Below are 26,318 nucleotides of genomic sequence, written 5' to 3'. Positions count from 1 at the left end.
ATCGCGGCAGGCAAGGCCGGGAGCCCGCGCCGTCGGATCACGGCGCAGCTCCCGCACGTCAGGATCAGTAGATGCTGAACGGGAAATACTTGTCGTTGATCTTCTTGTAGGTACCGTCGGCGACGATTTCCTTCAATGCGGCATTCAGCTTCTCGCGCAGCGGGTCGCCCTTGCGCACGGCGATGCCGATCTTGTCGCTTTCCACGACCGGGTCGCCCTTGAACTCGTAGTTCTTGCCGGCGTCGGTTTTCAGCCAGTCATAGTTGGCGTACTTGTCGGCGAGGATGGCGTCGACGCGACCGGAGGTCAGGTCCAGGTAGGCGTTTTCCTGGGTGTCATACAGTTTGACTTCGATATCGCTACCGTAAGTGTCTTCAAGCCAGGTGCCGGCCAGGGTCGCGCGTTGCGTACCGATGATCTTGCCTTTGAGCGCGTCCTTGTCGGTCTTGAAGTCGACGTTTTTCGGCGCGATGAACTGCAGTTTGTTGGAGTAGTACGGGTCGGTGAAGTCCACCGCGCCCTTGCGTTCGTCGGTGATCGACAGGGAGGAAATCAGAAAGTCGAACTTCTTGGCGTTCAGGGCCGGGATGATGCCGTCCCAGTCGGAGGTCACGACGCTGCATTCGACTTTCATCTTGGCGCACAGGGCGTCGCCGATGTCTTTGTCGAACCCGACAACCTGGCCGCTGGCATCTTTGTTGTTGAACGGCGGGTAAGCGGCCTCGATGCCCATCTTCAGGGTCTCGGCCATGGCACCGGCGCTGAACGCCAGGGAGACGGCGGCGGCCAGGAAGACCTTTTTGTAGTTCTGCATGCGGGTAGCTCCGTTAGCGGTTGCTGGACATGAATTGTTTGCAGCGTGCCGAAAGCGGGTTTTCGAACACCTGCTGTGGCGATCCTTGCTCTTCGACCAGGCCCTGGTGGAGGAACACCACTTCACTGGACACCTGACGGGCAAACCCCATTTCGTGGGTCACGAGCAGCATGGTGCGGCCTTCTTCGGCCAATGCGCGGATGACATTAAGTACTTCCTGGACCATTTCCGGGTCAAGGGCGGAGGTGGGCTCGTCGAACAGGATCACCTTGGGCTGCATCGCCAGCGTGCGGGCAATCGCCGCACGCTGTTGCTGGCCGCCCGACAGCTCGGCTGGATAGGCATGGCGCTTGTCGGCGATGCCGACCTTGGCCAGCAGGGCCTCGGCGACTTCGATGGCTTCGGCCTTGCTCTGGCCCAGCACGCGGCGTGGGGCTTCGATGATGTTGTCGAGCACACTCATGTGCGGCCAAAGATTAAAGTTTTGAAACACAAAACCAATCTCGGAGCGCAGGCGGTTGATCTGCTTGCCATCGGCGGCAACCAGCTCGCCGTTCTTGGCGGCCTTGAGCTTGAGTTCTTCGCCGGCGACCAGGATCTGGCCCTGATGCGGGTTTTCCAACAGGTTGATGCAGCGCAGGAACGTGGACTTGCCGGAACCGGAGGAACCGAGGATCGAGATCACATCGCCGTCGCGGGCGGTCAGCGAGATGCCTTTGAGCACCTCCAGCTGTCCGTAGCGTTTGTGCAGGTTGCGGATTTCAAGCGCGGGCGTGGCCTCAGCCATGTGCGTTCCTCATATATGTTGCGCTCCAGCTGTCGGGTGGCCTTCCTGGCGAGGCGGCCAAGCTAGCATAGCGTTTCAATGGCAGCCAACAGCGCTACGAGCGGTAAACGGATGGCGTGTGGCAGGTTGTCGCATCGGCGCAGCAGACTGTCGCCCCGTCAACAACCGAACGGGTGTTTGAACCTTGATACCCGTGGGTGTCGCGTAAAAAAAGGCGCGATGTTGCCACCTTTGGCGGGGTCTTGGAAGCGCTATCCGGCCGAACGTTCCTTATTCGCCCTTTTATTGTGCGTCGCGTACTTTTTCAGTGTGTTTCTGGTGCGCTCATTCGTCTGAAAAGTGGGTCGCAGGGTAACGCTTTGGCGAAAGGCCAGTATTCTCAAGGACTTGCGATGACTGTCCGGTCTAGCTGAAAACCGCAGGCCAGAAGAGTTTGAAACATTTTGGCGCAATTATTGCGTGCAGAATCCGGAACGCCCCGTTGGATTCTTTTTACGAGAAGGAACGCCAGACGGGCCGGACGCAATCGCTTTCCTTGCAAAGGTAGTTTCAATGAGCAGTACCCCAAGCTCCAATGGCCTCGAACAGGGCCTCAAATCGCGTCATGTGACCATGCTGTCGATCGCCGGGGTGATCGGTGCAGGTCTGTTCGTCGGCTCCGGCCACGCCATCGCTGCCGCCGGCCCGGCCGTGCTTCTGGCCTATGCTGCTGCAGGCATGCTGGTTGTGCTGGTCATGCGCATGCTCGGCGAAATGGCTGTCGCTTCGCCGGATACCGGCTCCTTCTCGACTTACGCCGACCGCGCCATCGGCCATTGGGCTGGTTTCACCATCGGCTGGTTGTACTGGTGGTTCTGGGTGCTGGTGATCCCGCTGGAGGCCAACGCCGCCGCGACCATTCTGCACGCCTGGTTCCCGGGTGTGGAAATCTGGGCCTTCGCCTTGGTGATCACCCTGCTGCTGACCGTGACCAACCTGTTCAGCGTGAAAAACTACGGTGAGTTCGAATTCTGGTTCGCCCTGCTCAAAGTCGTGGCGATCATCGGCTTCATCATCCTCGGCATCGCGGCCATTTTCGGTTTCTTGCCGAACAGCCAGGTCAGCGGTGTTTCGCACATCTTCGACACTCAGGGTTTCCTGCCAAACGGCCTGGGCGCGGTGCTGGGCGCGATCCTGACCACCATGTTCTCCTTCATGGGTACCGAGATCGTGACCATTGCGGCTGCGGAATCGAAGAACCCCGGCAAGCAGATTTCCAAGGCCACCAACTCGGTGATCTGGCGGATCGGTCTGTTCTACCTCGTGTCGATCTTCATCGTCGTGGCCCTGGTGCCCTGGAACGATCCTGCACTGGCCAACCTCGGTTCCTATCAGACCGTGCTGGAGCGCATGGGTATCCCTAATGCCAAGATGATCGTCGATATCGTGGTTCTTGTAGCGGTGACCAGCTGCCTTAACTCGGCGCTCTACACCTCTTCGCGCATGCTGTTCTCCCTCGGCAAGCGTGGCGATGCGCCGGCCATGTCGACCCGCACCAACAAGAGCGGCACCCCTTACTGGGCGGTGATGCTGTCCACTGGCGCGGCTTTCCTGTGCACCTTCGCCAACTACGTGGCTCCGGCTGCGGTGTTCGAATTCCTGCTGGCCAGCTCCGGCGCCATCGCGCTGCTGGTGTATCTGGTGATCGCGATTTCGCAACTGCGCATGCGTAAACAACGCATGGCTCGCGGCGAAAAAATCGTCTTCAGCATGTGGCTGTTCCCGGGCCTGACCTATGCGGTGATCGTTTTCATCGTGGCTGCCCTGACCATCATGCTGTTCCAGGAAGCCCATCGTGTGGAAATCCTCGCGACCGGCCTGCTGAGCCTGTTGGTTGTCGCGACCGGCCTGCTCGTGGCGCGTCGTCGGAAGGCTGAAAACCGTGGTGCGGTGGTGCTGAACTGATTCGTATCGCGTCATGCAAAACGGCCGCTGTCAGCGATGACAAGCGGCCGTTTTGTTAATGGGCGAGGTTTATTCGCTCTTTTCTTCCTGTTCTTCTCGCGACTGGCCATAGGTGTCCAGAGCATTGCCGAAATCAGTGATGAACTGCGGCTCGCTCAGCCAGGCCTGGGCGGTTTCGCGATCCATGCCGTCGGCCCACATGCGGTAATCGATCAGCATGTCGGCAGCCAGGTGAGTGGCGGCCATGCCTTCGTCTTCGGCGTTTTCCATGTCCAGCAGTTCAGGGTGATCAACGATGATGAACGCCAGCTCCCGCAGCAGCGTCAGCAGCATGTCGTTGCGGCTGACGGCTTCGGCGTCGCGCATCTTGCTGAACATCGCCAGGGTGTATTCCGGAATCGGTTCGGCCAGATGACCGAGATCGTCGTCCTGGGGCAGCGGTCTGCGGCCGGCGATGCGGATGTGCTTGGCCTTGGCCTTGGCGCGTTTGGCGCGTTTCTGTTGCTTGTTCAGGGATGCCATGGGAACTCAGTCTTTGTGTTGGGTTTGTGCGGCGATCGCGTCGGACGCGGCCACATAGTCTTTCTGGAAGTCAGGTGATTCGATCCACGCCAGAGCGCCGGCTTCGTCGGTTTCGGTGGACCACTGACGGTACTCGATCAGGGCTGCGAGGATGAAATCCATGGCGCCTTCCTCGCCTTCCTGTTCGAAGACCAGCTCCAGCAGCGGATCTTCGAGGAACGCCGTGCACATGGCCTGCTGGCTGATTTTTGCAGCGTCGATCATTTTCTTGAACAGTTCCGTCAGGTCCACCGCTTCGAAATCGATGCGCTCGTCGTTCGGATCCAGCTCGACCGGTGCCTCGGCGCGTTTGGTGCGGTTCTGTTTGGCCTTGGTCTTGGCCCTTGCGGCGCGTTTTTGCTGCTTGTTGGCAGAAGCCATGGTGTGTGTTCCGTGATGCGTTGGAGGGGACTCAGCTGCGCGGTATCTGCCGCCCGGGTGTGTCGCAGGTCAGTGCGCCGGTCTGCAGCCAGGTCAGCGCGATGGGCCATAGTGTGGCTTGGTATGCGCTGCGAAAAAAGGCGAAATGTCCGACTTCCTGTTCGCCGATGTCCCGTGGTTCGAGTCGCAGATGGGTCTTTGGTGCGTTGTGGAAGTAATCGAGCAGGCGGTTGGTCGCCGCAATGGTCCCGTAAGGATCGTCACTGATGCTGATCGCCAGGGTGTCTGCACGAACGTTGGCGAAAGGCAGGTGGCCATTTTTCACCAGCAGCGCCCGACCGCTCGGACGTCGCTCATAACTTGCGGCAGGCGTGCTCCAGTCGCGTACGACGCCGGCAGGGGTATCTTCCAGCCAGCCGAGTCGCTTTCCGGGAAAGTAACCGCAGAACAGTGTCAGCAGCGGCATCAGCAGGTGCCATTTGCCGAACATCCGCCAACGGTGTTCCGGGGCGTAATCGCGCCAGTAAGCGAACTGTGCACCGACAGTTACCAGTCGTCGGATTGCCTGCCCGGAAGCCCCCAGTCCTGCCGCGCAACCGCCGAAACTGTGGCCGACCACATCGATCGGCTGACCGGGGAACTCACGCTGTGCGCGTTTGAGCATCGCCTCGAAATCCAGTGCGCCCCAATCCGTCCATGACGCCTGCAGCCGCTTCATCGACTTGGGGCGAGACTCGCCGATGCCCCGGTAGTCATAAATCATCACGTCGAAGCCATTGGCGAACAGGTACGCCGCAAAGCGCGAATAGTGACGGCAGCGCACCGAGGTAGCGGCGTTAATGATGACCACTGAACGAAGCGGGTCGGGCAATGCATGGCGCCAGCTGAAGCCGCCAAGGGGATAACCATCGGCGGCGGGCTCGTGGAAGGGTTCGTCCTGAACGTCGCTTGTGAGGGTGACTCTGTTCTGAGCATTTTCCAGTGCGTGCGTCTCTTGAAAACCCATGGCTCTCGACCTTCGCGAAGTAGCTGCCAACGATAGTCTCGGCAGCTCTGGTGAACAATCCGTCGGTGTTTATTCACTCGACTGATTACACAGGCGCTCTTCGAGTTGAAGCTGTTCACGATTCAGTTCCGCGCGATGTTGCTCGCTGCCTCTTCAAAAACTTCAGCCTTGTCTTGACTCAGCAGCAGCCGCTCCTAGTAGAGAGTGTTGATCTGTCGATCCAGAGCGCGGCTGGACCAGTTTTGCGAGGCGGATTCGTTCATGTACCACTCGCGAGCCGTTTCGCTTTCCACCTGTATCAAGCGGCCATAATGGGGCCAGTTCAATTCGTGACGCAGTGCGTCACGAATTGGAAATGCTTGAGCGGGATCTGACCCAGGACTGCAATGATTGGGGAATACAACGCGTAGTCCTTTTCGCAGCCAAGACAACTCCCAAACAATCTAAAACCTGCCCCGCATCGCAAAATCTAAACAGGAGTAACGATTGGGTTCTGCGAGAACCCGGGAGTACTCATCATGAAACGCGTCACTTCATTCATGTTGCCCGTCGCCGCTGTGGCGATTCTGATGTTTCCGCTCATGGCCCAGGCCAACAGTGTCGAGCCGATCGACAGTGCCGGCGTGCAAGTCCAGCAGCAACAGCAAAACGGGATCAACTACCTGTCCGGCGGGATCGGTCTGGACGAGTCGCGGGCCATTCAACAGTCCGCCGGTTACAACCTGCACATGACCTTCGCGGTAGGGGCGCAAAACCTCTACACCTCGGACGTCGATCTGGTTGTCCAGAAGGCCACGGGGCAACCGGTGCTGAACCTGAGTCAGATCGGGCCTCTGGTTTACGCACAGTTGCCACCGGGCAAGTACACGGTGGTCGCCACCCGCAACGGCGAGGTGCGCCGGGACGTTGCCAATGTCGGCAGCGGCGGGGCCAGCAATCTGGTGTTTCACTGGGACTGGCATCAATAGCCTCGACGGGGACGGGATTGGGTTGAGTCCCGTCCTTTTCGATCACTTGCGCACTTTCAGGCAGATCCGTAATCCGATCAACGAGGCCGCCAATAGCAAGAGAGTGCAAAGGCTTTGCCATATGACTTCGAACCAGTATCTGCGTGGTTGCAGGTCACGTAACCAGGTTGTGCGCGGGCCACGATGGGATGTGGTGATCGAGCCGCTGATCAGGCTGTCGATGATCACGTAAATCGACGCGCCAATGGCGAACGTCAGCAACAGTCCGACGAGAACAGTCAGCCAGAATGAAATCCGGCTCTGCCGATAAGGTGGCGGATGGGGCAGGGGGACACGGGTTCGTTTCTGGTTCATCGACGTGATGACCCTCTTCCGTAAGGGCTGGGCAAAGTATCGCGAATGGCGGCCTGCGCGAAGCACGGCATCCGGCCGTGATCAAATCGCAGGCATAAAAAAACCCTGAATCTTGCGATTCAGGGTTTCGGTATTTGGTGCCCAGAGACGGAATCGAACCGCCGACACGGGGATTTTCAATCCCCTGCTCTACCGACTGAGCTATCTGGGCAACGGGGCGCATTAAAAGGGTTTTTCGGATTTACGTCAACGACTTTTTTAAAATTTCTTAAATTAATTCCGTCGCTTACGAAAACCGGGGGTTATTCGGCCGGCGGAACGTAGCCTTCGGCCTGGGCGTATTCCTCGCCGGAGAAGTACTTGTCCATTTCGCCCTGCAGATATTTGCGGTCTTCGGCGTTCATCATGTTCAGGCGTTTTTCGTTGATCAGCAGGGTCTGGTGTTTCTGCCAGTCGGCCCAGGCCTTTGCCGAAACGTGTTCGAAGATGTCCTGGCCTTTGGCGCCCGGGTACGGTGGGCGCTCCAGACCTTCGAGTTGTTCTTTGTACTTGCGGCACATTACGGTGCGGGTCATGTCGACTCTCCTGCATTCAAGGCGGCGGCCGCGCGTTCGAGCAAGGTCTTGACCGGGGCGGCGAGGCCCAGGCGCGGCGGGGTGGCGAGGTTATACCAGAGCCAGTCGGCCTCGGCCACGTGACCGCCGGCTTCCTGTACCTGGACCAGCCAGGGTTCGATGGACAACTGGAAGTGGCTGAAGGTGTGGACGAGGCTCGGTAGCGCCTGCTGCTCGCCCAGTTCCAGCGAGTGCTGCGCGGCGAGGTGTTGCAGGTCGTCGAGATCGTCGAGTTCCGGCAGGCTCCACAAACCGCCCCACAAACCGCTGGACGGGCGGCGATAAAGCAGAATCGCGCCATCCTCGTTGGCCAGCAGCGGCATCAGCGTGCGTTTCTGCGGAATGGCCTTGCGCGGCTTGGGGATCGGATAGCGGGTCTCCAGGCCGAGCAGGTGTGCTTCGCAGCCCTTTTTCAGCGGACACAACAGGCAGCTCGGCTTGCTGCGGGTGCAGAGCGTTGCACCCAGATCCATCATCGCCTGGGTATAGGCGTTGACCCTGTCCTGCGGCGTGAAGCGCTCTGCGTTGGCCCACAGCTGTTTGGCGACCTTCGGCTCGCCCGGATAGCCTTCTTGCGCGGTGAAACGCGCCAGCACCCGTTTGACGTTGCCGTCGAGGATCGGCGCCCGCAGGCCCATGCTGATGCTGGCGATTGCGCCGGCGGTGGACAGGCCGATGCCCGGCAAGTCCGTGAGCTTCTCGACATCGCGGGGAAACTCGCCGCCGTACTGGCTGACGACGATCTTCGCGGTCTTCTGCAGATTGCGCGCGCGGGTGTAGTAACCCAGGCCCGTCCACAGGTGCAGCACTTCGTCCTCCGGCGCTTCGGCCAAAGCCTCGACCGTCGGCAACGCGGCCATGAACCGGTCGAAGTAATTGAGCACGGTGCTGACCTGGGTCTGCTGCAACATGATTTCAGAGACCCAAACCCGATAAGGGTTGATGTTCTGTTGCCAGGGCAAATCATGGCGGCCGTGGCGGTCGAACCATTCCAGCACCGCCGTGGAAAACTGCTCCGCTCTCATCGCTTGAACAGCCCCTTCAATGCGTTTTTCAGTTCAGGGCTGACTTTGTCGCCCAGTTTCTCGTCGATTTTTTCGCTGAGCTTGTCACCGGCCATTTTGGTTGCGACCTGGCCCAGTCGCTCGTTGTCCACACGGCATGCCTTGGCGCCGAGTTCCAGCGGGCCGCGGCAGCGCAGCGGCCATTCGATGCCGACGAATTTCTCGCCGACCTGACAGGCCGGGTCCGGCATGGCGCTGGTGTCGCCTTCGACGATGATGCCGACACGGTAGTCCATGCCCAGCACTTTGAGGTCGATGTCGCCGTCACCGTTGACGGTCATGCCCGGGATGCGCACTTTCAAGTCCGGGTTGTTGGCCACACCGTTGTGGAAGGTCAGGTTGCCCTTGAGTTCCTGGAACGGCGTGTCCTTGCCTCGTGGCTCGCCGCTCAGGGATTTGCGGTTGAGGGTGGCGATGCCTTTGCACAGTTGTTGTTCAAGGTTGGCATTGAGCAATACGCCGTTGTTGATCACGAAACTGGCGTTGCCGTTGAGGGTGTCGATCAGCGCCTGCTGGCTGTTGCCGCTACCGGTGACGGTGCTGGTGAGGTTCACCAGGCCTTTGACCGGCGGATTCTTGCCCTGGCTTTCGAGGATTTTTTCCACCGGCACGCGGTTGATCCGGGTTTGCAGGTTCAACAGCGGTGCACTCGGGCGTACATCGAGGGTGCCTTTGGCTTCGAAGTCGCCGTTGTACAGTTCGCCGCGCAGGTTCTCCAGGGTCAGCAGGCCGCCCTGGCCAGTGGCTTTCAGTGCGGCGTTCTGGATCGGCAGTTTGTCGAGAGTCAACTGGCCAAAGGTCAGGTCGGCGTTCACGTCCAGTTTGCTCAGGCGCTCCACCGGGAACAGGCGTTCGGTGCTCCAGGCGCTTTTGCTCGGCTTGTCCGGTAGCGGGGTGCTGCCGGCGCCGGCCATGGCATCGGCTTCGGTGCTGGCGACTTCGGTCTGGCGCGCCTGGGTGGCGCTGGCGGCTTTTTCCGATTTCGGCGGCAGGTAGCGGTCGACGTTGAAGGTGTCGGCCTTGAGGATCGCCCGCAATGATTGTTTGGCAAAGTCTTCGACGGCGATGCGGCCGCTGAAGCTGCTGTCGTCGAGTTTCAGGTTGATGTTGTCCAGCGCCAGGCTGGTCGGTGTGGCAGCGACACGGCTGACCAGCTCGACCTTGCTCAGGCTGCCCTCGGCCATGGCCGGCAGAGTCTGGCCGATGCTGTCGACGAACTTGGCCAGATCGAACTGGGCGATGGAAATCGCACCAGTGATCTGCGGAGTCTTGTCCAGATCGTTGGCCTTCAGCTCGCCCAGGGCACGCAACTGGTTGGCGGAGATCTTGATCCCGGTCCATTCGGCGACGTTGGCGGCCTTGTCGAGCAACATCTGCCCCTGGGCGGAGAACGTCATGGCTTTGCCCTGCAGCGGATCGCCGGTCAGTTCGCCGGACAGCTTCAGGTCTTCGAACTTGTAGCGTTGCAGGGCGCGCTCGATGCGAAGCTCGCCATTGAGCTCGGTGCGCACTCGCAATACAGGCTGATTGGTGCTAAGGAACGCCGTGGCTTTCAATGGAATATTGGTCGAATCGTGTACCGCACCGGTACTCAACTGGATGCTTTCGGCGCTGAACTGCTTGCCGGTCTGCTCGTCGTTGTATTCAACCCTGGCGTTGTTGACGGTCAGGCTGTCGATGTCGAGCCGGATCGGCTGCGGCGGCTTTTCCGGCTGGGCGGGTGTTTCAACGACCGGTTCGCCAGCGGCGACCGGCGGGGTGCTGCCCGGTGCAGGAGCGGCAGTCGGCAGCTTGCCGATGTCTTCCCAGTTGCCGTGGCCGTTCTTGTCACGGTTCAGGCGCAGGTTCAGGCCTTCGACGCGCACATCGCTCATCTGCACTTCGCGGCGCAGCAGCGGCAGCACGCGCACGGACAGGCCAAGCATCTGAAGATCGGCATACGGTTCGTCAGGCTTGATCAGCGTGGCGACGCTGGCCTCATGCAATTCCAGGCCGAGCCACGGGAACAGGCTCCAGCCGATATCGCCATTGAGCGTCAGCTCGATGTGGGCCTTGTCGCGGGCTATCTGGCGGATCTCGTTTTTGTAGTCGTTGGGATCGAAGAAGTGGGTCAGGGCGAAGCCCGCCGCCACAATGATCAGCAACAGCCCGAGAATTACCAGACCCAGGATTTTGCCGAACGCTTTCATGGGCGAGTCCTTGTAGTTAGTCGAATTCGTAATTTAGCCGGGGAGTATAGCGCTGCCTGACCCCGTGCTGGTGCGGTATCCCGAGGAGCCCGGCTAGCCGCGGCGTGCAGCGCTTCGACAACGGTCGACAGGAGGGTTCCCCGGTCGGATGAGATCAGATGACTCGAAAAAGGTGATATCAGTTTGGTTTTTCTGTCACCTGCAGATGGTAACCTTCGCCCGTTCGTCCGTCCCTCTGCGACTTTTGGTCGCGCTTCAAGGAGCTCCACCCACCAACACGGTCATGCCTGCGTGCATAAAGGCCGGGGGTGAGCAGTGGCTGACGAACGCATACTAATAATTGGGGGATACACAATGAGCACGAGCATCACGGCGGACGGCCTCAGCGCCGCCCAGCCTGCGTTCCTGTCCAAGGAGCGCATCATCGCCAGGCCCGGTTTCAACCGCTGGCTGGTTCCACCGGCCGCTCTGGCCATTCACCTGTGCATCGGCATGGCCTATGGCTTTTCGGTGTTCTGGCTGCCGCTGTCCAAGGCGCTGGGCGTTACGGCGCCGGTGGCTTGTGCGCCGGACATGAGCTTCATTGCACAGGTTTTCTCGTCGCAATGCGACTGGCCGATCTCCATGCTCGGCTGGATCTACACCCTGTTCTTCATCTTCCTCGGCTGCTCGGCAGCGATCTGGGGTGGCTGGCTCGAACACGCCGGGCCACGCAAGGCCGGTGTGGTATCGGCACTGTGCTGGTGTGGCGGTCTGCTGATTTCCGCGCTGGGCATCTATACCCACCAGATCTGGCTGATGTGGATCGGCTCCGGCGTGATCGGCGGCATCGGTCTGGGTCTGGGCTACATTTCGCCAGTATCGACCCTGATCAAGTGGTTCCCGGACAAGCGCGGCATGGCCACCGGCATGGCGATCATGGGTTTCGGTGGTGGCGCGATGGTTGGTGCTCCACTGGCAACCGCACTGATGAGCCATTTCGCTTCGCCGACTGGCGTGGGCGTATGGCAGAGCTTCGTGGCCATGGCCGCGATCTACTTCGTGTTCATGATTGGTGGTGCACTGGCTTACCGCGTGCCGCCAACCGGCTGGAAGCCTGAAGGCTGGACCGCGCCGGCGAAAAAAGCCTCGAATGCGATGATCACCCACCGTCACGTTCACGTGAATGTGGCGTGGAAAACCCCGCAGTTCCGTCTGGTTTGGCTGGTGCTGTGCCTGAACGTGTCCGCCGGTATCGGCATCCTCGGCATGGCTTCGCCGCTATTGCAGGAAGTGTTCGGCGGCAAGCTGCTGGGCAATGATCTGCCATTCGGTCAACTGGACGCCGGCCAACTGGCCTCGATCGCAGCGATTGCGGCGGGCTTCACGGGTCTGCTGAGCCTGTTCAACATCGGCGGTCGGTTCTTCTGGGCCTCGTTCTCGGACTACCTGGGTCGCAAGAACACTTACTTCGTATTCTTCGCGCTGGGTTTTGCGCTGTACGCGCTGATCCCGAACCTCGGTCATCTGGGCAACGTTGCACTGTTCGTGGCGGCCTTCTGCATCATCCTGTCGATGTACGGTGGTGGCTTTGCAACCGTTCCGGCCTATCTGGCCGACCTGTTCGGCACGCAAATGGTCGGTGCGATCCACGGTCGCCTGCTGACCGCCTGGGCTGCCGCTGGCGTCCTGGGTCCGGTGCTGGTGAACTACCTGCGTGAGTATCAGTTGAGCATCGGTGTCGAACGTGCCGCCGCTTACGACATCACCCTGTACATCCTCGCCGGCCTGCTGGTGCTGGGTTTCCTGTGCAACCTGATGGTGCGCCCGGTGGCGGACAAGTACTTCATGACCGACGCCGAACTGGCCGCCGAGCAGGCGCTGGGCCACGACAAAGGTGCCGACAGCAGCACCGTGCTTGAGTGGAAAGCCGCGCCGGGCAGCAAGCCGTTGGCGATCGCTGCGTGGCTGGTGGTAGGGATTCCGTTGGCGTGGGGGGTGTGGGTGACCCTGCAGAAGACGGCGGTTCTGTTCCACTAAGTAAAACGCAGTAACCCTGTGGGAGCGGGCTTGCCCGCGAAGGCGTCCGGTCAGTCGACATCACTGTTGGTTGACCCACCGCTTTCGCGAGCAAGCTCGCTCCCACAGTTGTTTCGGGCTGTCCGAAATATCTTGTATGGACATGTCTATCCCCGACAGTACGGGCTTCTGTCCGTCTGCCATATCACGTCTCGTGTTTCTGTTTGCGCTCCGCGCCCCTATAATGGCTGCCTTTTTCGCCCAATGATTTTGCGGAGCTGGTGATGGCCGAACGTAAGGCGTCTGTCGAGCGCGACACTCTGGAAACCCAGATCAAAGCCTCGATCAACCTTGATGGCACCGGAAAGGCCCGATTCGATATCGGTGTTCCTTTTCTTGAGCACATGCTGGACCAGATCGCCCGTCACGGGTTGATCGACCTGGATATCCAATGCAAGGGCGATCTGCATATCGACGACCACCATACCGTGGAAGACGTCGGTATCACCCTCGGCCAGGCCTTCGCGCAAGCCATCGGCGACAAGAAAGGCATCCGCCGCTACGGCCACGCCTACGTTCCGCTCGATGAAGCGCTGTCGCGTGTAGTGATCGACTTCTCCGGCCGTCCGGGCCTGCAGATGCACGTGCCGTACACCCGCGCCACCGTTGGCGGTTTCGACGTGGACCTGTTCCAGGAGTTCTTCCAGGGTTTCGTCAACCACGCGCTGGTCAGCCTGCACATCGACAACCTGCGCGGCACCAACACTCACCACCAGATCGAAACCGTGTTCAAGGCTTTCGGCCGCGCACTGCGCATGGCCGTCGAGCTGGATGAGCGCATGGCCGGCCAGATGCCTTCGACCAAGGGCGTGCTGTGATGCAGACGGTAGCAGTCATCGATTACGGCATGGGCAACCTGCACTCGGTGGCCAAGGCCCTCGAGCACGTTGGCGCCGGCAAGGTGCTGATCACCAGCGATGCGGACGTTATCCGCGAAGCCGACCGCGTGGTTTTCCCCGGTGTCGGCGCGATTCGCGATTGCATGGCGGAGATCCGTCGTCTGGGCTTCGACTCGCTGGTACGTGAAGTCAGCCAGGATCGCCCGTTCCTCGGCATCTGCGTCGGCATGCAAGCTTTGCTCGACACCAGCGAAGAAAACGACGGCGTCGACTGCATCGGCCTGTTCCCGGGTGCGGTGAAGTTCTTCGGCAAAGACCTGCATGAAGACGGCGAGCACCTGAAAGTCCCGCACATGGGCTGGAATGAAGTGAAGCAGTCGGTGGATCACCCGCTGTGGCACAACATTCCGGACCTGGCGCGTTTCTACTTCGTGCACAGCTATTACATCGCCGCCGGTAACCCGCGCCAAGTGGTTGGCCGGGGTCATTACGGCGTAGATTTCGCTGCGGCGCTGGCTGAAGGTTCGCGTTTCGCCGTGCAGTTCCACCCGGAGAAGAGCCATACACATGGCCTTCAATTGCTGCAGAACTTCGCAGCGTGGGACGGTCGCTGGTAAATGGCCGCCAGGAAGAAACCGCCGATCCTGACCCTCACGCCGGAGCAGGAAAGCGACGCCAACCGCAAGATCCAGCGGTTCATGGCGGATCGATTCGAACTGGACCTGGGTTCGTTCGAGGCGGCGGAAATTCTTGAGCTGTTTACCCGTGAAATTGCTCCGCACTATTACAACAGGGCGATATTCGATGTGCAGGCCCAGCTCAAGGAGCGGTTTGAAAGCATCGAAAGCGACCTGTGGGCGCTCGAAAAAAACTGATTTCCGAGCCAAGCTGAACATTCAAATTTGAAGGTTTGCCAGATGCTGATTATTCCCGCTATCGATCTCAAAGACGGTGCCTGCGTACGTCTGCGCCAGGGCCGCATGGAAGATTCCACAGTGTTCTCCGATGACCCGGTGAGCATGGCTGCCAAGTGGGTGGAAGGCGGTTGCCGTCGTCTGCATCTGGTCGATCTGAATGGCGCTTTCGAAGGTCAGCCGGTCAACGGCGAAGTGGTGACCGCGATTGCCAAGCGCTACCCGACCCTGCCGATCCAGATCGGCGGCGGCATCCGTTCGCTGGAAACCATCGAGCACTATGTCAAGGCGGGTGTGAGCTACGTGATCATCGGCACCAAGGCTGTCAAAGAGCCTGCGTTCGTTTCTGAAGCCTGCCGTGCATTCCCGGGCAAGATCATCGTCGGCCTCGATGCAAAAGACGGTTTTGTCGCCACCGACGGCTGGGCCGAGATCAGCCAGGTGCAGGTCATCGACCTGGCCAAACAGTTTGAAGCCGACGGCGTGTCCTCGATCGTTTATACCGATATCGCCAAAGACGGCATGATGCAGGGCTGCAACGTACCGTTCACCGCCGCACTCGCTGCCGCCACCAAAATCCCGGTGATCGCCTCCGGCGGCATTCACAACCTGGGTGACATCAAGTCGCTGCTCGACGCCAAGGCGCCGGGCATCATCGGCGCCATCACTGGCCGGGCGATCTACGAAGGCACTCTCGACGTCGCCCAAGCGCAAGCTTTCTGCGACTCGTACCAAGGCTGAGGACTGACCATGGCACTGGCCAAACGCATCATCCCTTGCCTGGACGTGGACAACGGCCGGGTCGTCAAGGGCGTGAAGTTCGAAAACATCCGTGACGCCGGCGACCCGGTGGAAATCGCCCGTCGCTACGACGAGCAGGGTGCCGACGAGATTACCTTTCTCGATATCACCGCCAGTGTCGATGGCCGTGACACCACGCTGCATACCGTCGAGCGTATGGCCAGCCAGGTGTTCATTCCACTGACTGTCGGCGGTGGCGTGCGTACCGTGCAGGACATCCGCAACCTGCTCAATGCCGGTGCGGACAAGGTGTCGATCAACACCGCTGCCGTGTTCAACCCCGAGTTCGTCGGCGAGGCGGCGCAGCACTTCGGCTCGCAATGCATCGTCGTCGCCATCGACGCGAAGAAGGTGTCCGGCCCGGGCGAAACCCCGCGCTGGGAAATCTTTACCCACGGTGGCCGCAAGCCGACCGGTCTCGACGCGGTCGAGTGGGCGAAAAAAATGGAAGGCCTGGGTGCCGGTGAAATCCTCCTGACCAGCATGGATCAGGACGGCATGAAAAACGGCTTCGACCTGGGCGTGACCCGCGCCATCAGCGATGCGCTGGGTATTCCGGTGATCGCTTCCGGCGGCGTCGGCAATCTGCAGCATCTGGCTGACGGCATCCTCGAAGGTCACGCCAGTGCCGTACTGGCGGCGAGTATTTTCCACTTCGGCGAGTACACCGTGCAGGAAGCCAAGGCCTATATGGCCAAGCGCGGCATCGTGATGCGCTAGGCCGCAAAACCATACAGGCCAGTGGACAGCATGGCGTACCCGAGGCACTCTTGGGCACGCCATGGATTTCGGTAGCCCGACATGATCAAACGCCTGCTTCTCGCCCTCGTCAGTGCCTCCGTGTTGTTGATCGACACTGGCCATGCCGCAGAAAGTCCCGACACCGGTCTGGTGCTCCTCACCGAAAACTTCCCGCCGTACAACATGGCGAAGAACGGCAAGAATTTCGCCCAGGACGAAAACATCAACGGCATCGCCACGGACATCGTGCGCGAGATGTTCAAGCGTGCGGGCATCACGTACAGCCTGACCCTGCGCTTCCCCTGGGAGCGGGTCTACAAGCTGGCGCTGGAAAACCCCGGTTACGGTGCCTTTGTCATGGCGCGCCTGCCGGATCGCGAGGCCTTGTTCAAGTGGGTCGGCCCGATCGGCCCGGACGACTGGGTCATGCTGGCCAAGGCCGACAGCAAGATCACCCTCGAAACCCTCAATGACGCGCGCAAGTACAAGATCGGCGCCTACAAGGGCGATGCGATTGCCGAGACGCTGACCCGGCAGGGCCTGAAGCCGATGGTGGTACTGCGCGATCAGGACAATGCGAAAAAGCTCGTCAGCGGCCAGATCGATCTGTGGGCCACCGGCGATCCTGCCGGGCGTTATCTTGCCCGGCAGGACGGCGTGACGGGGCTCAAGACCGTACTTCGCTTCAACAGCGCCGAACTGTATCTGGCGCTGAACAAGCAAGTGCCGGATGAGGCGGTTGTCAGGCTTCAGGCAGCGCTCGATCAGATGCGCAAGGACGGTGTGGTCGACGAGATCATGGGGCGCTATCTGTAACTCGAATTTCCTCTCTCATGGGTTGAGAAGCGGTATCGACATCTTCGCTCTCATTGTCTGCCGGGCCTTGGCTGGCGAAGGGTTCTGTCGCCAGTTGTGGAGTGAAGGTGAGCGTACTGTCGGTTTCCGGCGGATATTCGCTCAGGTAAAGGCTTTCGTCATCGGTATAACCAATGCTGATCCCCACCGGAGTGCCGTCTGCCCGCTTGAGCGTATAGAAACTCTGAATCTGATAGATCGCCACGGCCTTGTTTTTGGCAGCCATGGCGACGATGTCCAGTGGGCGGGCGTCTTCCCAGCCACGGGAGGATGTCTCGGTATAGGTAAAGTCCTTGTGCAGATGCGCCGAGAACCTGATGGCCCGGGCGCCGTTCGACGGTTTTGGCGGCCATGCGGTGGCAACCTCGATGGACGTGAGAATGCTGAAAACCTGCAGCATCTGCGAGTTCTGGGTCCGCAGTGCCCGCCATTTGAACGGACGAGGCCGCTCGCTGGTGTTGTGGCCATAACCTGCCAGTACGTATTGATCCGACCGCTCCAGACGGTAGAACGCAGAGGTGCGCCATTGCTCCTCCGGGAGCAGATGATCGCTCACCGCGAACCAGGGAATCCGGACGGTCTGAGTGACCCCGGCCGGTTCCGGTTCCGGCGGTGCTCCATACCCTGACAGCTTCGGTGCCACGGGAGCGGGTAATGTCTGGCGAGGCATCTGCATCCGTAACGCATAAGCGATGGGCGTCTCGGGCCTGGAATGGCTTTGGGCAGCGAAAAACGTGCCCGGTGCAAAGTAGATTTCGCCTGCGGCAGCCTGGGGAGGATCAATGTTCCAGGCACTGAAATTCTGTCTGGCGCCGCTGCCCTTATCGTCCCAGATCAGGTCGCCGACACTGGCCGGGATAACCAGATCCTTGCGCACGCAACGGATCGCGTTAAGCAGGGGTTTGTCACGGCCGTTGGAGCAGACGAATCCCAGCGCCACATACCCGGCGGGAGGGAGCGGGCGCCATACCGTGCAATCGGCGGCGGCGCCGGAGTTGGAGTCGCGCCAGACTCTTTCGTAGTCCATGGGTGGACTGAGTGCCTTGCCTTGAGAGGCGCCGTCATTTGACGTCTCTCCTTCGCAGACGACAGCCACGATCCGGTTACCGTTGACGTTGTCGTAGCCGGTCACGGCCAGGTCTCCCAGCGGGAAATATCCCGGCAGGAGATCGGGCGCGGGGGCCGGGCGCCAAAAGCTTCCAACTGCGGCGCCGGAGCCCCGGCTGTCCCAGACCCGGTGGAATTCACTGGTGAAACTGATCAGCAGATTGTCGCACCTGATCGGTTCAGGTTGCCCGGCAGAGGTATTGCTGTTTTCGGTCGTCATGGTCAGTCCTGATGTTTGAAGGGTGACTTGCAAAGTCACCGACAGTTGCAGGACTGACTATCCAGACTCGGACGAGTCATCGGGCAGTAACTATATGTGGAGGGTGTGTCCAGACATTTATCGGTAGACGCCGTCCTTGCCATGGGCGGTCGTTGCGCGATTGCTGCGCACACTGATCATCTGCCTGATGTCGATCCACTCGATGCCCTGGGCTTTCAGCTTCGGCAGCTCCCGCTCAAGCACCGCCAGCGTCTGTGGATAAGGATGGCCGATCATCACCGCTGAACCCTGTTTGCGCGCCAGGTTTATCGCGGTCTGCAACTGGGTGTAGATCGCCGCTTCGGTGCGTTCGTCATCGAGAAACACGTCCCGCGAAACGCTTGCCAGATCGATCTTCTGTGCCTGTTGCGCCGCGACCGTTTGCGCACTGGTGCGGCTGTCGACGAAGAACTTGTGGCGGCGCTGCAACTCACCCATCAACCATGCCATCGCCACAGGTTGTGCGGTCATGCGACTGCCCATGTGGTTGTTGATGCCTGCGGTGTACGGGACCATTTTGAATGCAGCGTTGAGCCGTTTTTCGAGTTCTTCGACAGGCAGTTCGGGGTGCCAGGCAAACGGCCCGGTGGCCGGGTCCATCGGCATGTGGAGGATCACGATCTTGCCGGCGCGATGGGCTTCGCGGGCGAATTCAGTGGCGTGCGGGGTGTCGGGCATGATCGCCGTGGTCACTGGCCCGGGCAGGGCCAGCACGCGACGGTCCCGGGGCAGGTTCTGCCCCAGGTCGTCGATGATCAGTGTCAGGTAGGCTTTTTGAGGTGCCGGTCTGGCAGGTTCTGCGTAAGCAGCACCCGCCAGACAGCACAGCAGGGCAAGGACGAAACGCAAGGACATCCTCAACGGCCGGAGGTGATGCTCAGGCCTTTGAGCAGGCTCAGGGCCTGAGCCAGCTGGTAATCGTCATCCTGCGGCATCGCCTTGGCCTTGCCGCCTGAACCGCTTGGACGGTCCGCGCCGCCGTTGCCGTTGCCGAGGTGACCCTGCAGGTCGGCTTCCTTGAAGTAGTCGCCGTCCGCTTCGTTGGTGATCTTGGCCTTGCGTACCTCGATGTCCGGGACGATGCCCTGGGCCTGGATAGAGCGGCCATTCGGCGTGAAGTACAGCGCCGTGGTGATCTTCAGCGCACGGTCGTTGTTCAGCGGCAGCACGGTCTGCACCGAGCCCTTGCCGAAACTGGTGGTGCCCATGACCACGGCGCGTTTCTGGTCCTGCAGGGCGCCGGCAACGATTTCCGAGGCCGAGGCACTGCCACCGTTGATCAGCACAACCATTGGCACTGCTTCGCTTTCGTCCTTGCCGGTGGCGGAGAAACGCAGCTCGGAGTTGGCGATCCGGCCCTTGGTGTAGACGATCAGGCCTTTGGTGATGAAATGATCGACCACTTCTACCGCCGCCTGCAGCACGCCGCCCGGGTTGTTGCGCAGGTCGAGGATGATGCCGTTGAGCTTCTTGCCGTTGTCCTTGCGCAGTTTGGCCAGGGCCTTGGAGACTTCCTCACCGGTCTTGACCTGGAACTGGGTGATGCGGATCAGGCCGTAACCCGATTCCAGCAATTGCGCCTTGACGCTTTTCACCTGGATCACGGCGCGGGCCAGGGTCACGTCGAACGGCGTACCGCCGTCACGCACCAGGGTCAGGGTGATTTTCTGACCGATCTTGCCGCGCATCTTGTCCACGGCTTCGGTCATGGTCTGGCCGCGGGTCGGCTGGCCGTTGATCTTGACGATGAAGTCACCGGCCTGGATGCCGGCCTTCGAGGCAGGCGTATCGTCGATTGGCGACACGACCTTGATGAAGCCGTCTTCCGAGCCGACTTCGATGCCCAGGCCGCCGAACTCGCCGCTGGTGCTTTCCTGCAGTTCGGTGAAGTCTTCCGGGCCGAGGTACGCAGAGTGCGGATCGAGGTTGCTGAGCATGCCCTTGATGGCGTTTTCCAGCAGGGTCTTGTCGTCCACCGGTTCGACATAGGCCGCCTTGATCCGGTCCATCACCTCGGCAAAGGTGCGCAGCTCTTCCAGCGGCAACGGGGCCTTGGAAGTCGCGGCAGTGCCTGCCGGGGCGACAGCCGGAGCCGGTTGCGCGGCGAACGCCAGAGGCGCGCCGATCACCAGGGCGATCGTCAGGGCCAGCGAGGTAAGGCGGGACAAATGCAGCATGTCGAACGAACTCCTAATTTAGGTTGCCCGCGCTTATCCTTGCGCGCGGCACCATTGTGCCGGATCACTCGGGTGACCCTGCTGACGAATTGCGAAATACAGCGCTGGCGTGTCCTGCCCGCCACTGTTACCGACAGTGGAGATGGACTCACCGGCTTTAACCACGTCACCAGCCGACTTCAGCAGCGTCTGGTTGTGACCGTAAAGGCTCAGAAAACCGTTGCCATGATCGAGGATCACCAGCAGTCCGGCTCCGCGCAACCAGTCGGCAAACACCACGCGCCCGCCGTGTACGGCGTGTACCTGGCTGCCGGCAGAGGCGCTGATCATCACGCCGTCCCATTTGGTGCGGGCGTCATCGCCACGGGTTTCACCGAAACGTGCCAGCAGTCGACCATCAACCGGCCATGGAAGTTTTCCCCGAGTGGCGGCAAAAGGGCCGCCGAATGTCTCGCCGCCGCTGGATACCAGCGCGCCAGGCGTGGGTCTGGCCGGTTTGCGCGGGGCGTCGCTGGTGTCCGAGTCCGCATCGGCGCGGGCCTGGGCCTCACGTAAACGCTTTTTTTCGGCTTCCTGCTGGGCGATCAGCGCTTTCTGCCGCGCTTCTTCTGCCTCACGGGCCTGGCGGGCCAGGGTCTCTTCGATGGTTTTAAGGACTTTAGACAGGTCTGCCTGATCCTGCTCGCGGGCCGCCAGCTTCTGATCGCGGGCCTTCACGTCGTCGTTGAGTCTGGCCAGCACCTGCTGGCGCTCCTTGCGAACCTTGTCGAGGGCGTCACGCTGGGTGTCGAGGTCGGTTTTCTGTGCCAGCAACTGGGCTTGTTGCGCGGAAATGTCCTTTTCGACATTGGCCAGCTGGCGCAGGGTTTCGTTGAAATTCTTCAGTTGCTCCAGGCGGGCCTGGCTCAGGTAGTCGTAATAGGTGAGGGTGCGGGCGAATTTCTCGGGATTCTGCTGATTGAGCAGCAGCTTGAGGTATTCCTGCCGACCATTCTGATAGGCCGCGCGAGCCTGGATGGCGATCAGTCGCTGCTGTTCAGTGCGCGCGCTCTGGAGTTTTTTTTTCTCCGCATCGAGCCGCTGCAGCTCGGATTCGCTCTTTTTCAGCTCTTTTTGCAGGGCATCGACCTGCTTCTCGAGCTTGCCCATCTCGGTTTCGGTGCCCTTGAGCTCTTTCTGTACGCCGGATTTTTCTTCCTGGAGCTTGCCCAGCAGCTTTTTCAACTCGGCGATGTCCTGGCGCGTGGCGTCCAGTTGCTGTTGGGTTTGCGCGCGCTCATCCGCGAAGGCCGGTTGGAGCAGGCATGTCAGAGCGAGAGCGATCAGGACGCGGAGCATAAGGGCGGGCGGCACCAGGGTAAGGGACGGCCTAGTATGCCCGGCCCACGCGGCAAAAAAAACGCCCAATTGGGGCTGTGTGATAACTGGGGCAAGCAATAGGCCCGATTCCATTTCGAAAACTCCATAAACCACTGTGGGAGCTGGCTTGCCAGCGATGGCGCCTGCACATTCAACATAGATGTTGGCTGTCAGATTGCTATCGCTGGCGAGCCAGCTCCCACAGGGTTTTTCAGTGTTTCAGACGGGCGATTACACCAGAATCGAAGTGCCAGTCATTTCTGCCGGTTTTTCCAGGCCCAGCAGCTTGAGCATGGTCGGCGCTACGTCTGCCAGTACGCCGCCTTCTCGGACCTTGAGATCACGTTTGCCGACATAGATGAACGGCACCGGCTCGGTAGTGTGTGCGGTGTGCGCCTGGCCGGTGGCTTCGTCGGCCATTTGCTCGACGTTGCCGTGGTCGGCGGTGATCAGCGCTTCGCCGCCAACCTTTTCCAGGGCGTCGACGATCCGACCGACGCAGGTGTCCAGGCATTCCACTGCTTTAACCGCCGCCTCGAACACGCCGCTGTGGCCGACCATGTCGCCGTTGGCGTAGTTGACCACGATCACGTCGTAACGCTGATGCTCGATGGCGTCGACGATACGGTCGGTGACTTCCGGCGCGCTCATTTCCGGCTGCAGGTCATAGGTGGCGACTTTCGGCGACGGGATCAGGATACGCTCTTCGCCCGGAAACGGTTCTTCGCGACCGCCGGAAAAGAAGAAGGTCACGTGGGCGTATTTCTCGGTTTCGGCGATACGCAGCTGGGTCTTGCCGTTTTTCGCCAGGTAGTCGCCGAGCACGTTTTCCAGGCTGCCCGGCGCAAAGGCTGCGGGGGCCGGGATGCTGGCGGCGTACTGGGTCAGGCCAACGTACTGCACTTTTGGCTGGCGTGCGCGCTCGAATTCCTTGAAACCGTCTTCGACAAACACGCGGCTCAGCTCGCGCGCACGGTCGGCGCGGAAGTTCATGAACACCACTGCGTCGCCGTCTTCGACTTTCACCGGCTCACCGATCCGGGTGGCCTTGACGAATTCGTCGCTCTCGCCACGGGCGTACGCGGCTTCAAGGCCTTCCTGGGCAGTGGCGGCGCTGAATTCGGCATGGCCGTCGACGATCAGGTTGTAGGCCTGTGCCACGCGGTCCCAACGGTTATCGCGATCCATGGCGTAGTAACGGCCGATGAGGCTGGCGATGCGGCCCTTGCCCAGGGCCTGGAAGGTCGCGTCGAGCAGTTCGATCGACGAGGCGGCGCTTTTCGGCGGGGTGTCGCGGCCGTCGAGGAAAGCGTGCAGGTAGATTTTTTCGGCGCCACGCTTGAAGGCCAGCTCGGCCATGGCGACCAGGTGATCCTGATGGCTGTGCACGCCGCCGTCCGACAGCAGGCCCATGAAGTGCACGGCCTTGTCGGCGGCAACGGCTTTGTCCACGGCGGCGCAGATGGTCGGGTTCTCGAAGAACTCGCCATCGCGGATCGCCTTGGTCACCCGAGTGAAATCCTGATACACCACACGTCCGGCGCCCAGGTTCATGTGACCGACCTCGGAGTTGCCCATCTGGCCGTCCGGCAGGCCTACGTCCATGCCGCTGCCCGAGATCAGGCCGTTCGGCACGGTGGCCCAGAGGCGATCCAGCACAGGCTTTTTGGCCGCATAGACGGCGTTGGATTCGTGGCTGTCGCTGTGACCGAAGCCGTCGAGAATCATCAGGACCAAAGGTTTAGGCGTGGTAGTCATGGAATCCACTCGTGGCTAATAAGAAGAGGGCGATGGAAAAGGGAGTGGCAGTTTAAAGCTAAGTTCCGGCGGCGTCACCGCCGGACGGGGTTTGGCCCACCATAGTGGCTGTGTATACTGGCCGACATTTTAACGCCCTGGATCCTCCTTCGATGGTTGCTCACCTGATTGAATTTGCCACTAACCACTACATTCTTGTCGGTATCTTCGTCGTACTGCTGGCCTTGCTGCTGGCGCACACGGTGCAGGGCGGCGGTAAAAGCCTGAGCACGGGCGAGCTGACCGCACTGGTCAACAAGGAAGCCGGCGTGGTGGTGGACATCCGTCCGAGCAAGGAATACGCCGCTGGTCATATCGTCGGTGCTTTGAACATTCCCCAGGACAAACTGGCTGCCCGTATCGGCGAGCTGGAAAAGCACAAGGCCAAGACCATCATTCTGGTCGACGCCCTGGGTCAGACTGCCGGCACCCATGCCCGCGAGCTGATGAAGTCCGGCTTTACCGCCGCCAAGCTGTCCGGCGGGATCTCCAGCTGGAAAGGCGACAACCTGCCACTGGTGAAGTGATATGAGTAACGTCATCGTCTACTCCAGCGATTACTGCCCCTACTGCTCGCGCGCCAAGCACCTGCTCGCGAACAAAGGCGTGGCGTTCGAAGAGATAAAGGTCGATGGCAAGCCGCAACTGCGCGCCGCCATGGCCCAGAAGGCCGGACGCACGTCCGTGCCGCAGATCTGGATCGGCGACACCCACGTCGGCGGATGTGACGATTTGTACGCCCTGGAGCGCGCCGGCAAGCTCGACGCGCTGCTCAAGGCCTGAACTGCTGCACCTCACCAAGAACCCAAAAGACCCAAGATCAGAAAGGATCTGAGATGACTGACCAACAGAACACTGCAGCCAGCGAAGAAGAAACCGCACCGCAATTCTCCCTGCAGCGCATCTATGTACGCGACCTGTCCTTCGAAGCTCCGAAAAGCCCGGCGATTTTCCGCCAGCAGTGGGATCCGAGCGTCGGTCTGGATCTGAACACCCGCCAGAAGGCGCTGGAAGGCGATTTCTACGAAGTCGTGCTGACCCTGTCCGTGACCGTGAAAAACGGTGAAGAAGTCGCCTTCATCGCTGAAGTGCAGCAGGCCGGTATCTTCCTGATCAAGAACCTGGACGCGGCTTCGATGAGCCACACGCTGGGTGCTTTCTGCCCGAACATCCTGTTCCCGTACGCTCGCGAAACCCTGGACAGCCTGGTGACCCGTGGTTCGTTCCCGGCCCTGATGCTGGCCCCGGTGAACTTCGACGCCCTCTATGCGCAAGAGCTGCAGCGCATGCAGGAAGCTGGCGAGACGCCGACCGTTCAGTAATCGGTCCGGCTTCACTTCTGTGGGAGCGAGCCTGCTCGCGAACAGGGTGTGTCAGAGACAGATTTGTCGGCTGATGCACCGCGTTCGCGAGCAGGCTCGCTCCCACAGTCGTTTTTGGGTTATTTGAAACCGTTCTGCCGCCACGCTTCGTACACGGCCACTGCCACGGTGTTCGACAGGTTCAGGCTGCGGCAGCCTTCGCGCATCGGCAGGCGCAGGCGTTGTTCGCCGGGCAGGGCATCCAGCACTTCCGGTGGCAGGCCACGGCTTTCCGGGCCGAAGATAAAGGCATCGCCCGGCACGAACGCGGCATCGTGAAACGGGCGTGAACCTTTGGTGGTGAAGGCGAACAGCCTTGGATGGCCAAGGCTTGCCAGGCAACTGGCGAGGTCGGCATGGCGTTGCAGCGTGGCGTACTCGTGGTAGTCGAGGCCGGCGCGGCGCAGGCGCTTGTCGTCCATCTCGAAGCCCAGCGGTTCGATCAAATGCAGGTGGCAGCCGCTATTGGCGCACAGCCTGATAACGTTACCGGTGTTCGGTGGAATTTCCGGTTGAAAAAGGATGACGTGAAACATGCACGGCTCCGCAGGTAAAGATGACGCGCATTCTACGCCGCCAGCCGACCCGCGTTCGAAACTATTCCCGCGGGTCATGGGTTCGCTGGCGATTTTTGGCCTGATGGTCGGATTGATGATCGGCCGCTTGACCAACCCCGACCCCAGCGTATTGCAGCAGGTCGAGGTGATCGATGGTGGCCTGGCGGTCTGGTTCAACAATGAACCGAAGCTGCACGGCGAGATAGTCGACGGCACCGTCGCATTGCTGTTCCAGGCCGAGGGACCGGCCCGCAAAGGCCAGTTGAAGCTCAACGGTAAGGATGTGAACTGGCGGACTCGCCCAAGTGATGGCGGGTTGTTGCTGACGGTATTGGCAGCGCGGCCGCTGCAAGGGGAGTGGGCCGGCCAGGCGGTCGATGACCGCTGGCGGCTGGAGATCCATCTCCGGGAGCAATAAAAGAGGGAATCCCCGGCCTGCCTGTACCAAGGTTCCCGAAACGGGCGGGCTCATCGCATGGCGTGCTGAGCCGGTGTAAAGAGGGAACCCCTGACCTGCCTGTATCAAGGGCCCCAAAAGGGTGGGCTCATCACATTTGTGGTGTGAGCCCGTGTAAAGAGGGGAATCCCCGGCCTGCCTGTACCAAGGCCCCCGAAAGGGTGGGTGAATCGAATCACCTGATGAGGCTTTTGCAGAGTGCGTGCCAGGTTTTCTGGTTTTGAAACAAAAAACTCCGACACAATGACGAAGGCCCCGTAATACGGGGCCTTCGTCTTTTCACCGGAAGGTTTTTTCAGCGTGTCACGACACCAGGTCGAGCCCGCGACCGTGCCCGATTAAGGGTCACGGTGC

At 60.6% G+C, this 26,318-nt stretch carries 28 protein-coding genes, 1 tRNA gene and 1 pseudogene; 13 read left to right on the top strand and 17 right to left on the bottom strand.

Features of this window, described 5'->3' with window-relative positions; all coding sequences use genetic code 11:
* Positions 1–64 precede the first annotated feature (64 nt).
* Positions 65–814 carry an ABC transporter substrate-binding protein gene (locus ACK6BI_RS06275; protein ID WP_065257722.1) on the bottom strand — a complete coding sequence of 250 codons (750 nt, stop codon included), beginning with the start codon at positions 812–814 and terminating at the stop codon, positions 65–67.
* Positions 815–827: 13 nt separating this feature from the next.
* Positions 828–1,601: an ABC transporter ATP-binding protein gene (locus ACK6BI_RS06270; RefSeq protein WP_065257721.1), complete on the bottom strand. Its 774-nt coding sequence runs from the start codon at positions 1,599–1,601 to the stop codon at positions 828–830.
* Between the two features lie 552 nt (positions 1,602–2,153).
* On the opposite strand from ACK6BI_RS06270, the gene gabP reads away from it, so the two are divergent.
* The gene (gene gabP, locus ACK6BI_RS06265; protein ID WP_065257720.1) at positions 2,154–3,545 is read left to right on the top strand and encodes a GABA permease; all 1,392 of its coding nucleotides are present in this window, start codon (positions 2,154–2,156) and stop codon (positions 3,543–3,545) included.
* 69 nt (positions 3,546–3,614) lie between these two features.
* On the opposite strand, the gene ACK6BI_RS06260 is transcribed toward gabP, so the two are convergent.
* The 4 genes and pseudogenes from ACK6BI_RS06260 to ACK6BI_RS06245 all read right to left on the bottom strand — a co-directional run.
* Positions 3,615–4,067, bottom strand: a complete 453-nt coding sequence (locus ACK6BI_RS06260; protein WP_260521843.1) for a hypothetical protein — start codon at positions 4,065–4,067, stop codon at positions 3,615–3,617.
* A 6-nt stretch (positions 4,068–4,073) separates the two neighbouring features.
* A complete protein-coding gene (locus ACK6BI_RS06255) occupies positions 4,074–4,487 on the bottom strand; it encodes a hypothetical protein (RefSeq protein WP_065257718.1) in 414 nt (137 codons plus the stop codon).
* Positions 4,488–4,518: 31 nt separating this feature from the next.
* Entirely contained in the window at positions 4,519–5,493 is a 975-nt protein-coding gene (locus tag ACK6BI_RS06250) for an alpha/beta fold hydrolase (RefSeq protein ID WP_409316370.1), read from the bottom strand.
* A 134-nt stretch (positions 5,494–5,627) separates the two neighbouring features.
* Positions 5,628–5,855: pseudogene (locus tag ACK6BI_RS06245) on the bottom strand (DUF1016 N-terminal domain-containing protein); the annotation flags it as partial.
* A gap of 156 nt (positions 5,856–6,011) precedes the next feature.
* Here ACK6BI_RS06245 and ACK6BI_RS06240 point away from each other — a divergent pair.
* Positions 6,012–6,461 carry a hypothetical protein gene (locus ACK6BI_RS06240; RefSeq protein WP_065257715.1) on the top strand — a complete coding sequence of 150 codons (450 nt, stop codon included), beginning with the start codon at positions 6,012–6,014 and terminating at the stop codon, positions 6,459–6,461.
* 42 nt (positions 6,462–6,503) lie between these two features.
* On the opposite strand, the gene ACK6BI_RS06235 is transcribed toward ACK6BI_RS06240, so the two are convergent.
* From ACK6BI_RS06235 to ACK6BI_RS06215, 5 genes are all read right to left on the bottom strand, one after another.
* Positions 6,504–6,815, bottom strand: coding sequence for a hypothetical protein (locus ACK6BI_RS06235; protein ID WP_409316369.1), 312 nt, complete (start codon positions 6,813–6,815; stop codon positions 6,504–6,506).
* Positions 6,816–6,950: 135 nt separating this feature from the next.
* Positions 6,951–7,026: transfer RNA gene (locus ACK6BI_RS06230), tRNA-Phe, on the bottom strand.
* Between the two features lie 91 nt (positions 7,027–7,117).
* Positions 7,118–7,390: an oxidative damage protection protein gene (locus tag ACK6BI_RS06225; RefSeq protein WP_085712761.1), complete on the bottom strand. Its 273-nt coding sequence runs from the start codon at positions 7,388–7,390 to the stop codon at positions 7,118–7,120.
* Positions 7,387–8,454: an A/G-specific adenine glycosylase gene (gene mutY / locus ACK6BI_RS06220; RefSeq protein ID WP_409316368.1), complete on the bottom strand. Its 1,068-nt coding sequence runs from the start codon at positions 8,452–8,454 to the stop codon at positions 7,387–7,389. The genes ACK6BI_RS06225 and mutY overlap by 4 nt, the downstream gene beginning before the upstream one ends.
* A complete protein-coding gene (locus ACK6BI_RS06215; protein WP_409316367.1) occupies positions 8,451–10,682 on the bottom strand; it encodes an AsmA family protein in 2,232 nt (743 codons plus the stop codon). Before ACK6BI_RS06215 ends, mutY begins: the two co-directional genes overlap by 4 nt.
* Before the next feature lie 354 nt (positions 10,683–11,036).
* On the opposite strand from ACK6BI_RS06215, the gene ACK6BI_RS06210 reads away from it, so the two are divergent.
* The 7 genes from ACK6BI_RS06210 to ACK6BI_RS06180 all read left to right on the top strand — a co-directional run bounded on the left by ACK6BI_RS06210 (position 11,037) and on the right by ACK6BI_RS06180 (position 16,851).
* Positions 11,037–12,701: an OFA family MFS transporter gene (locus tag ACK6BI_RS06210; protein WP_409316366.1), complete on the top strand. Its 1,665-nt coding sequence runs from the start codon at positions 11,037–11,039 to the stop codon at positions 12,699–12,701.
* A 263-nt stretch (positions 12,702–12,964) separates the two neighbouring features.
* Positions 12,965–13,558 (top strand): imidazoleglycerol-phosphate dehydratase HisB, encoded by a 594-nt coding sequence (gene hisB, locus ACK6BI_RS06205; RefSeq protein ID WP_039764670.1) that lies wholly within the window; start codon positions 12,965–12,967, stop codon positions 13,556–13,558.
* Complete coding sequence (hisH, locus tag ACK6BI_RS06200) at positions 13,558–14,196, top strand: imidazole glycerol phosphate synthase subunit HisH (protein ID WP_409316365.1); 639 nt, start codon at positions 13,558–13,560, stop codon at positions 14,194–14,196. The genes hisB and hisH overlap by 1 nt, the downstream gene beginning before the upstream one ends.
* Entirely contained in the window at positions 14,197–14,454 is a 258-nt protein-coding gene (locus ACK6BI_RS06195) for a DUF2164 domain-containing protein (protein ID WP_260521850.1), read from the top strand.
* A 42-nt stretch (positions 14,455–14,496) separates the two neighbouring features.
* Positions 14,497–15,234 carry a 1-(5-phosphoribosyl)-5-[(5-phosphoribosylamino)methylideneamino]imidazole-4-carboxamide isomerase gene (gene hisA / locus ACK6BI_RS06190; RefSeq protein ID WP_409316364.1) on the top strand — a complete coding sequence of 246 codons (738 nt, stop codon included), beginning with the start codon at positions 14,497–14,499 and terminating at the stop codon, positions 15,232–15,234.
* A 9-nt stretch (positions 15,235–15,243) separates the two neighbouring features.
* Positions 15,244–16,014, top strand: coding sequence for an imidazole glycerol phosphate synthase subunit HisF (gene hisF / locus ACK6BI_RS06185; RefSeq protein WP_007909211.1), 771 nt, complete (start codon positions 15,244–15,246; stop codon positions 16,012–16,014).
* Positions 16,015–16,095: 81 nt separating this feature from the next.
* Positions 16,096–16,851: a substrate-binding periplasmic protein gene (locus ACK6BI_RS06180; RefSeq protein WP_409316363.1), complete on the top strand. Its 756-nt coding sequence runs from the start codon at positions 16,096–16,098 to the stop codon at positions 16,849–16,851.
* On the opposite strand, the gene ACK6BI_RS06175 is transcribed toward ACK6BI_RS06180, so the two are convergent.
* From ACK6BI_RS06175 to gpmI, 5 genes are all read right to left on the bottom strand, one after another.
* Entirely contained in the window at positions 16,832–18,217 is a 1,386-nt protein-coding gene (locus ACK6BI_RS06175; RefSeq protein ID WP_409316362.1) for a Vps62-related protein, read from the bottom strand. The genes ACK6BI_RS06180 and ACK6BI_RS06175 overlap by 20 nt on opposite strands.
* A 117-nt stretch (positions 18,218–18,334) precedes the next feature.
* Entirely contained in the window at positions 18,335–19,111 is a 777-nt protein-coding gene (locus ACK6BI_RS06170; RefSeq protein WP_409316361.1) for a divergent polysaccharide deacetylase family protein, read from the bottom strand.
* Between the two features lie 2 nt (positions 19,112–19,113).
* On the bottom strand, positions 19,114–20,433 hold the full coding sequence (locus ACK6BI_RS06165) for a S41 family peptidase (RefSeq protein ID WP_260521854.1): 1,320 nt from the start codon (positions 20,431–20,433) through the stop codon (positions 19,114–19,116).
* A gap of 33 nt (positions 20,434–20,466) precedes the next feature.
* Complete coding sequence (locus ACK6BI_RS06160) at positions 20,467–21,771, bottom strand: murein hydrolase activator EnvC (RefSeq protein ID WP_065257703.1); 1,305 nt, start codon at positions 21,769–21,771, stop codon at positions 20,467–20,469.
* A 252-nt stretch (positions 21,772–22,023) separates the two neighbouring features.
* Positions 22,024–23,550: a 2,3-bisphosphoglycerate-independent phosphoglycerate mutase gene (gene gpmI, locus ACK6BI_RS06155; protein ID WP_409316360.1), complete on the bottom strand. Its 1,527-nt coding sequence runs from the start codon at positions 23,548–23,550 to the stop codon at positions 22,024–22,026.
* Positions 23,551–23,702: 152 nt separating this feature from the next.
* On the opposite strand from gpmI, the gene ACK6BI_RS06150 reads away from it, so the two are divergent.
* The 3 genes from ACK6BI_RS06150 to secB are packed head-to-tail and all read left to right on the top strand — an operon-like array spanning position 23,703 to position 24,911.
* Entirely contained in the window at positions 23,703–24,116 is a 414-nt protein-coding gene (locus ACK6BI_RS06150; protein WP_260521857.1) for a rhodanese-like domain-containing protein, read from the top strand.
* 1 nt (position 24,117) lies between these two features.
* Positions 24,118–24,372: a glutaredoxin 3 gene (grxC, locus tag ACK6BI_RS06145; RefSeq protein WP_409316359.1), complete on the top strand. Its 255-nt coding sequence runs from the start codon at positions 24,118–24,120 to the stop codon at positions 24,370–24,372.
* A 53-nt stretch (positions 24,373–24,425) separates the two neighbouring features.
* Positions 24,426–24,911 carry a protein-export chaperone SecB gene (gene secB, locus ACK6BI_RS06140; RefSeq protein ID WP_065257699.1) on the top strand — a complete coding sequence of 162 codons (486 nt, stop codon included), beginning with the start codon at positions 24,426–24,428 and terminating at the stop codon, positions 24,909–24,911.
* Positions 24,912–25,030: 119 nt separating this feature from the next.
* Here the strand turns inward: secB and ACK6BI_RS06135 are convergent, their stop codons facing one another.
* Entirely contained in the window at positions 25,031–25,486 is a 456-nt protein-coding gene (locus tag ACK6BI_RS06135; RefSeq protein ID WP_409316358.1) for a tRNA (cytidine(34)-2'-O)-methyltransferase, read from the bottom strand.
* Here ACK6BI_RS06135 and ACK6BI_RS06130 point away from each other — a divergent pair.
* On the top strand, positions 25,485–25,925 hold the full coding sequence (locus ACK6BI_RS06130) for a hypothetical protein (protein WP_409316357.1): 441 nt from the start codon (positions 25,485–25,487) through the stop codon (positions 25,923–25,925). The genes ACK6BI_RS06135 and ACK6BI_RS06130 overlap by 2 nt on opposite strands.
* The last annotated feature ends 393 nt before the right edge of the window (positions 25,926–26,318 follow it).

The sequence above is a fragment of the Pseudomonas sp. KCJK9016 genome, from assembly GCF_046231795.1.
Taxonomy (GTDB): domain Bacteria; phylum Pseudomonadota; class Gammaproteobacteria; order Pseudomonadales; family Pseudomonadaceae; genus Aquipseudomonas; species Aquipseudomonas bananamidigenes.
Note: the sequence above shows the minus strand (reverse complement) of the source record. Positions and strands in the feature narration are given on the sequence as shown.

Excerpts from the sequence above, each read along its gene's own strand:
- secB (WP_065257699.1), top strand. The coding sequence starts at position 24,426 with ATGACTGACCAACAGAACACTGCAGCCAGCGAAGAAGAAACCGCACCG.
- ACK6BI_RS06225 (WP_085712761.1), bottom strand. The coding sequence starts at position 7,390 with ATGACCCGCACCGTAATGTGCCGCAAGTACAAAGAACAACTCGAAGGT.
- ACK6BI_RS06135 (WP_409316358.1), bottom strand. The coding sequence starts at position 25,486 with ATGTTTCACGTCATCCTTTTTCAACCGGAAATTCCACCGAACACCGGT.
- ACK6BI_RS06150 (WP_260521857.1), top strand. The coding sequence starts at position 23,703 with ATGGTTGCTCACCTGATTGAATTTGCCACTAACCACTACATTCTTGTC.
- mutY (WP_409316368.1), bottom strand. The coding sequence starts at position 8,454 with ATGAGAGCGGAGCAGTTTTCCACGGCGGTGCTGGAATGGTTCGACCGC.
- hisF (WP_007909211.1), top strand. The coding sequence starts at position 15,244 with ATGGCACTGGCCAAACGCATCATCCCTTGCCTGGACGTGGACAACGGC.
- ACK6BI_RS06250 (WP_409316370.1), bottom strand. The coding sequence starts at position 5,493 with ATGGGTTTTCAAGAGACGCACGCACTGGAAAATGCTCAGAACAGAGTC.
- ACK6BI_RS06180 (WP_409316363.1), top strand. The coding sequence starts at position 16,096 with ATGATCAAACGCCTGCTTCTCGCCCTCGTCAGTGCCTCCGTGTTGTTG.
- gabP (WP_065257720.1), top strand. The coding sequence starts at position 2,154 with ATGAGCAGTACCCCAAGCTCCAATGGCCTCGAACAGGGCCTCAAATCG.
- hisH (WP_409316365.1), top strand. The coding sequence starts at position 13,558 with ATGCAGACGGTAGCAGTCATCGATTACGGCATGGGCAACCTGCACTCG.
- ACK6BI_RS06240 (WP_065257715.1), top strand. The coding sequence starts at position 6,012 with ATGAAACGCGTCACTTCATTCATGTTGCCCGTCGCCGCTGTGGCGATT.
- ACK6BI_RS06165 (WP_260521854.1), bottom strand. The coding sequence starts at position 20,433 with ATGCTGCATTTGTCCCGCCTTACCTCGCTGGCCCTGACGATCGCCCTG.
- grxC (WP_409316359.1), top strand. The coding sequence starts at position 24,118 with ATGAGTAACGTCATCGTCTACTCCAGCGATTACTGCCCCTACTGCTCG.
- ACK6BI_RS06195 (WP_260521850.1), top strand. The coding sequence starts at position 14,197 with ATGGCCGCCAGGAAGAAACCGCCGATCCTGACCCTCACGCCGGAGCAG.
- ACK6BI_RS06235 (WP_409316369.1), bottom strand. The coding sequence starts at position 6,815 with ATGAACCAGAAACGAACCCGTGTCCCCCTGCCCCATCCGCCACCTTAT.
- ACK6BI_RS06270 (WP_065257721.1), bottom strand. The coding sequence starts at position 1,601 with ATGGCTGAGGCCACGCCCGCGCTTGAAATCCGCAACCTGCACAAACGC.
- ACK6BI_RS06275 (WP_065257722.1), bottom strand. The coding sequence starts at position 814 with ATGCAGAACTACAAAAAGGTCTTCCTGGCCGCCGCCGTCTCCCTGGCG.
- gpmI (WP_409316360.1), bottom strand. The coding sequence starts at position 23,550 with ATGACTACCACGCCTAAACCTTTGGTCCTGATGATTCTCGACGGCTTC.
- ACK6BI_RS06170 (WP_409316361.1), bottom strand. The coding sequence starts at position 19,111 with ATGTCCTTGCGTTTCGTCCTTGCCCTGCTGTGCTGTCTGGCGGGTGCT.
- ACK6BI_RS06175 (WP_409316362.1), bottom strand. The coding sequence starts at position 18,217 with ATGACGACCGAAAACAGCAATACCTCTGCCGGGCAACCTGAACCGATC.
- hisB (WP_039764670.1), top strand. The coding sequence starts at position 12,965 with ATGGCCGAACGTAAGGCGTCTGTCGAGCGCGACACTCTGGAAACCCAG.
- ACK6BI_RS06160 (WP_065257703.1), bottom strand. The coding sequence starts at position 21,771 with ATGCTCCGCGTCCTGATCGCTCTCGCTCTGACATGCCTGCTCCAACCG.
- ACK6BI_RS06215 (WP_409316367.1), bottom strand. The coding sequence starts at position 10,682 with ATGAAAGCGTTCGGCAAAATCCTGGGTCTGGTAATTCTCGGGCTGTTG.
- ACK6BI_RS06260 (WP_260521843.1), bottom strand. The coding sequence starts at position 4,067 with ATGGCATCCCTGAACAAGCAACAGAAACGCGCCAAACGCGCCAAGGCC.
- hisA (WP_409316364.1), top strand. The coding sequence starts at position 14,497 with ATGCTGATTATTCCCGCTATCGATCTCAAAGACGGTGCCTGCGTACGT.
- ACK6BI_RS06130 (WP_409316357.1), top strand. The coding sequence starts at position 25,485 with ATGCACGGCTCCGCAGGTAAAGATGACGCGCATTCTACGCCGCCAGCC.
- ACK6BI_RS06255 (WP_065257718.1), bottom strand. The coding sequence starts at position 4,487 with ATGGCTTCTGCCAACAAGCAGCAAAAACGCGCCGCAAGGGCCAAGACC.
- ACK6BI_RS06210 (WP_409316366.1), top strand. The coding sequence starts at position 11,037 with ATGAGCACGAGCATCACGGCGGACGGCCTCAGCGCCGCCCAGCCTGCG.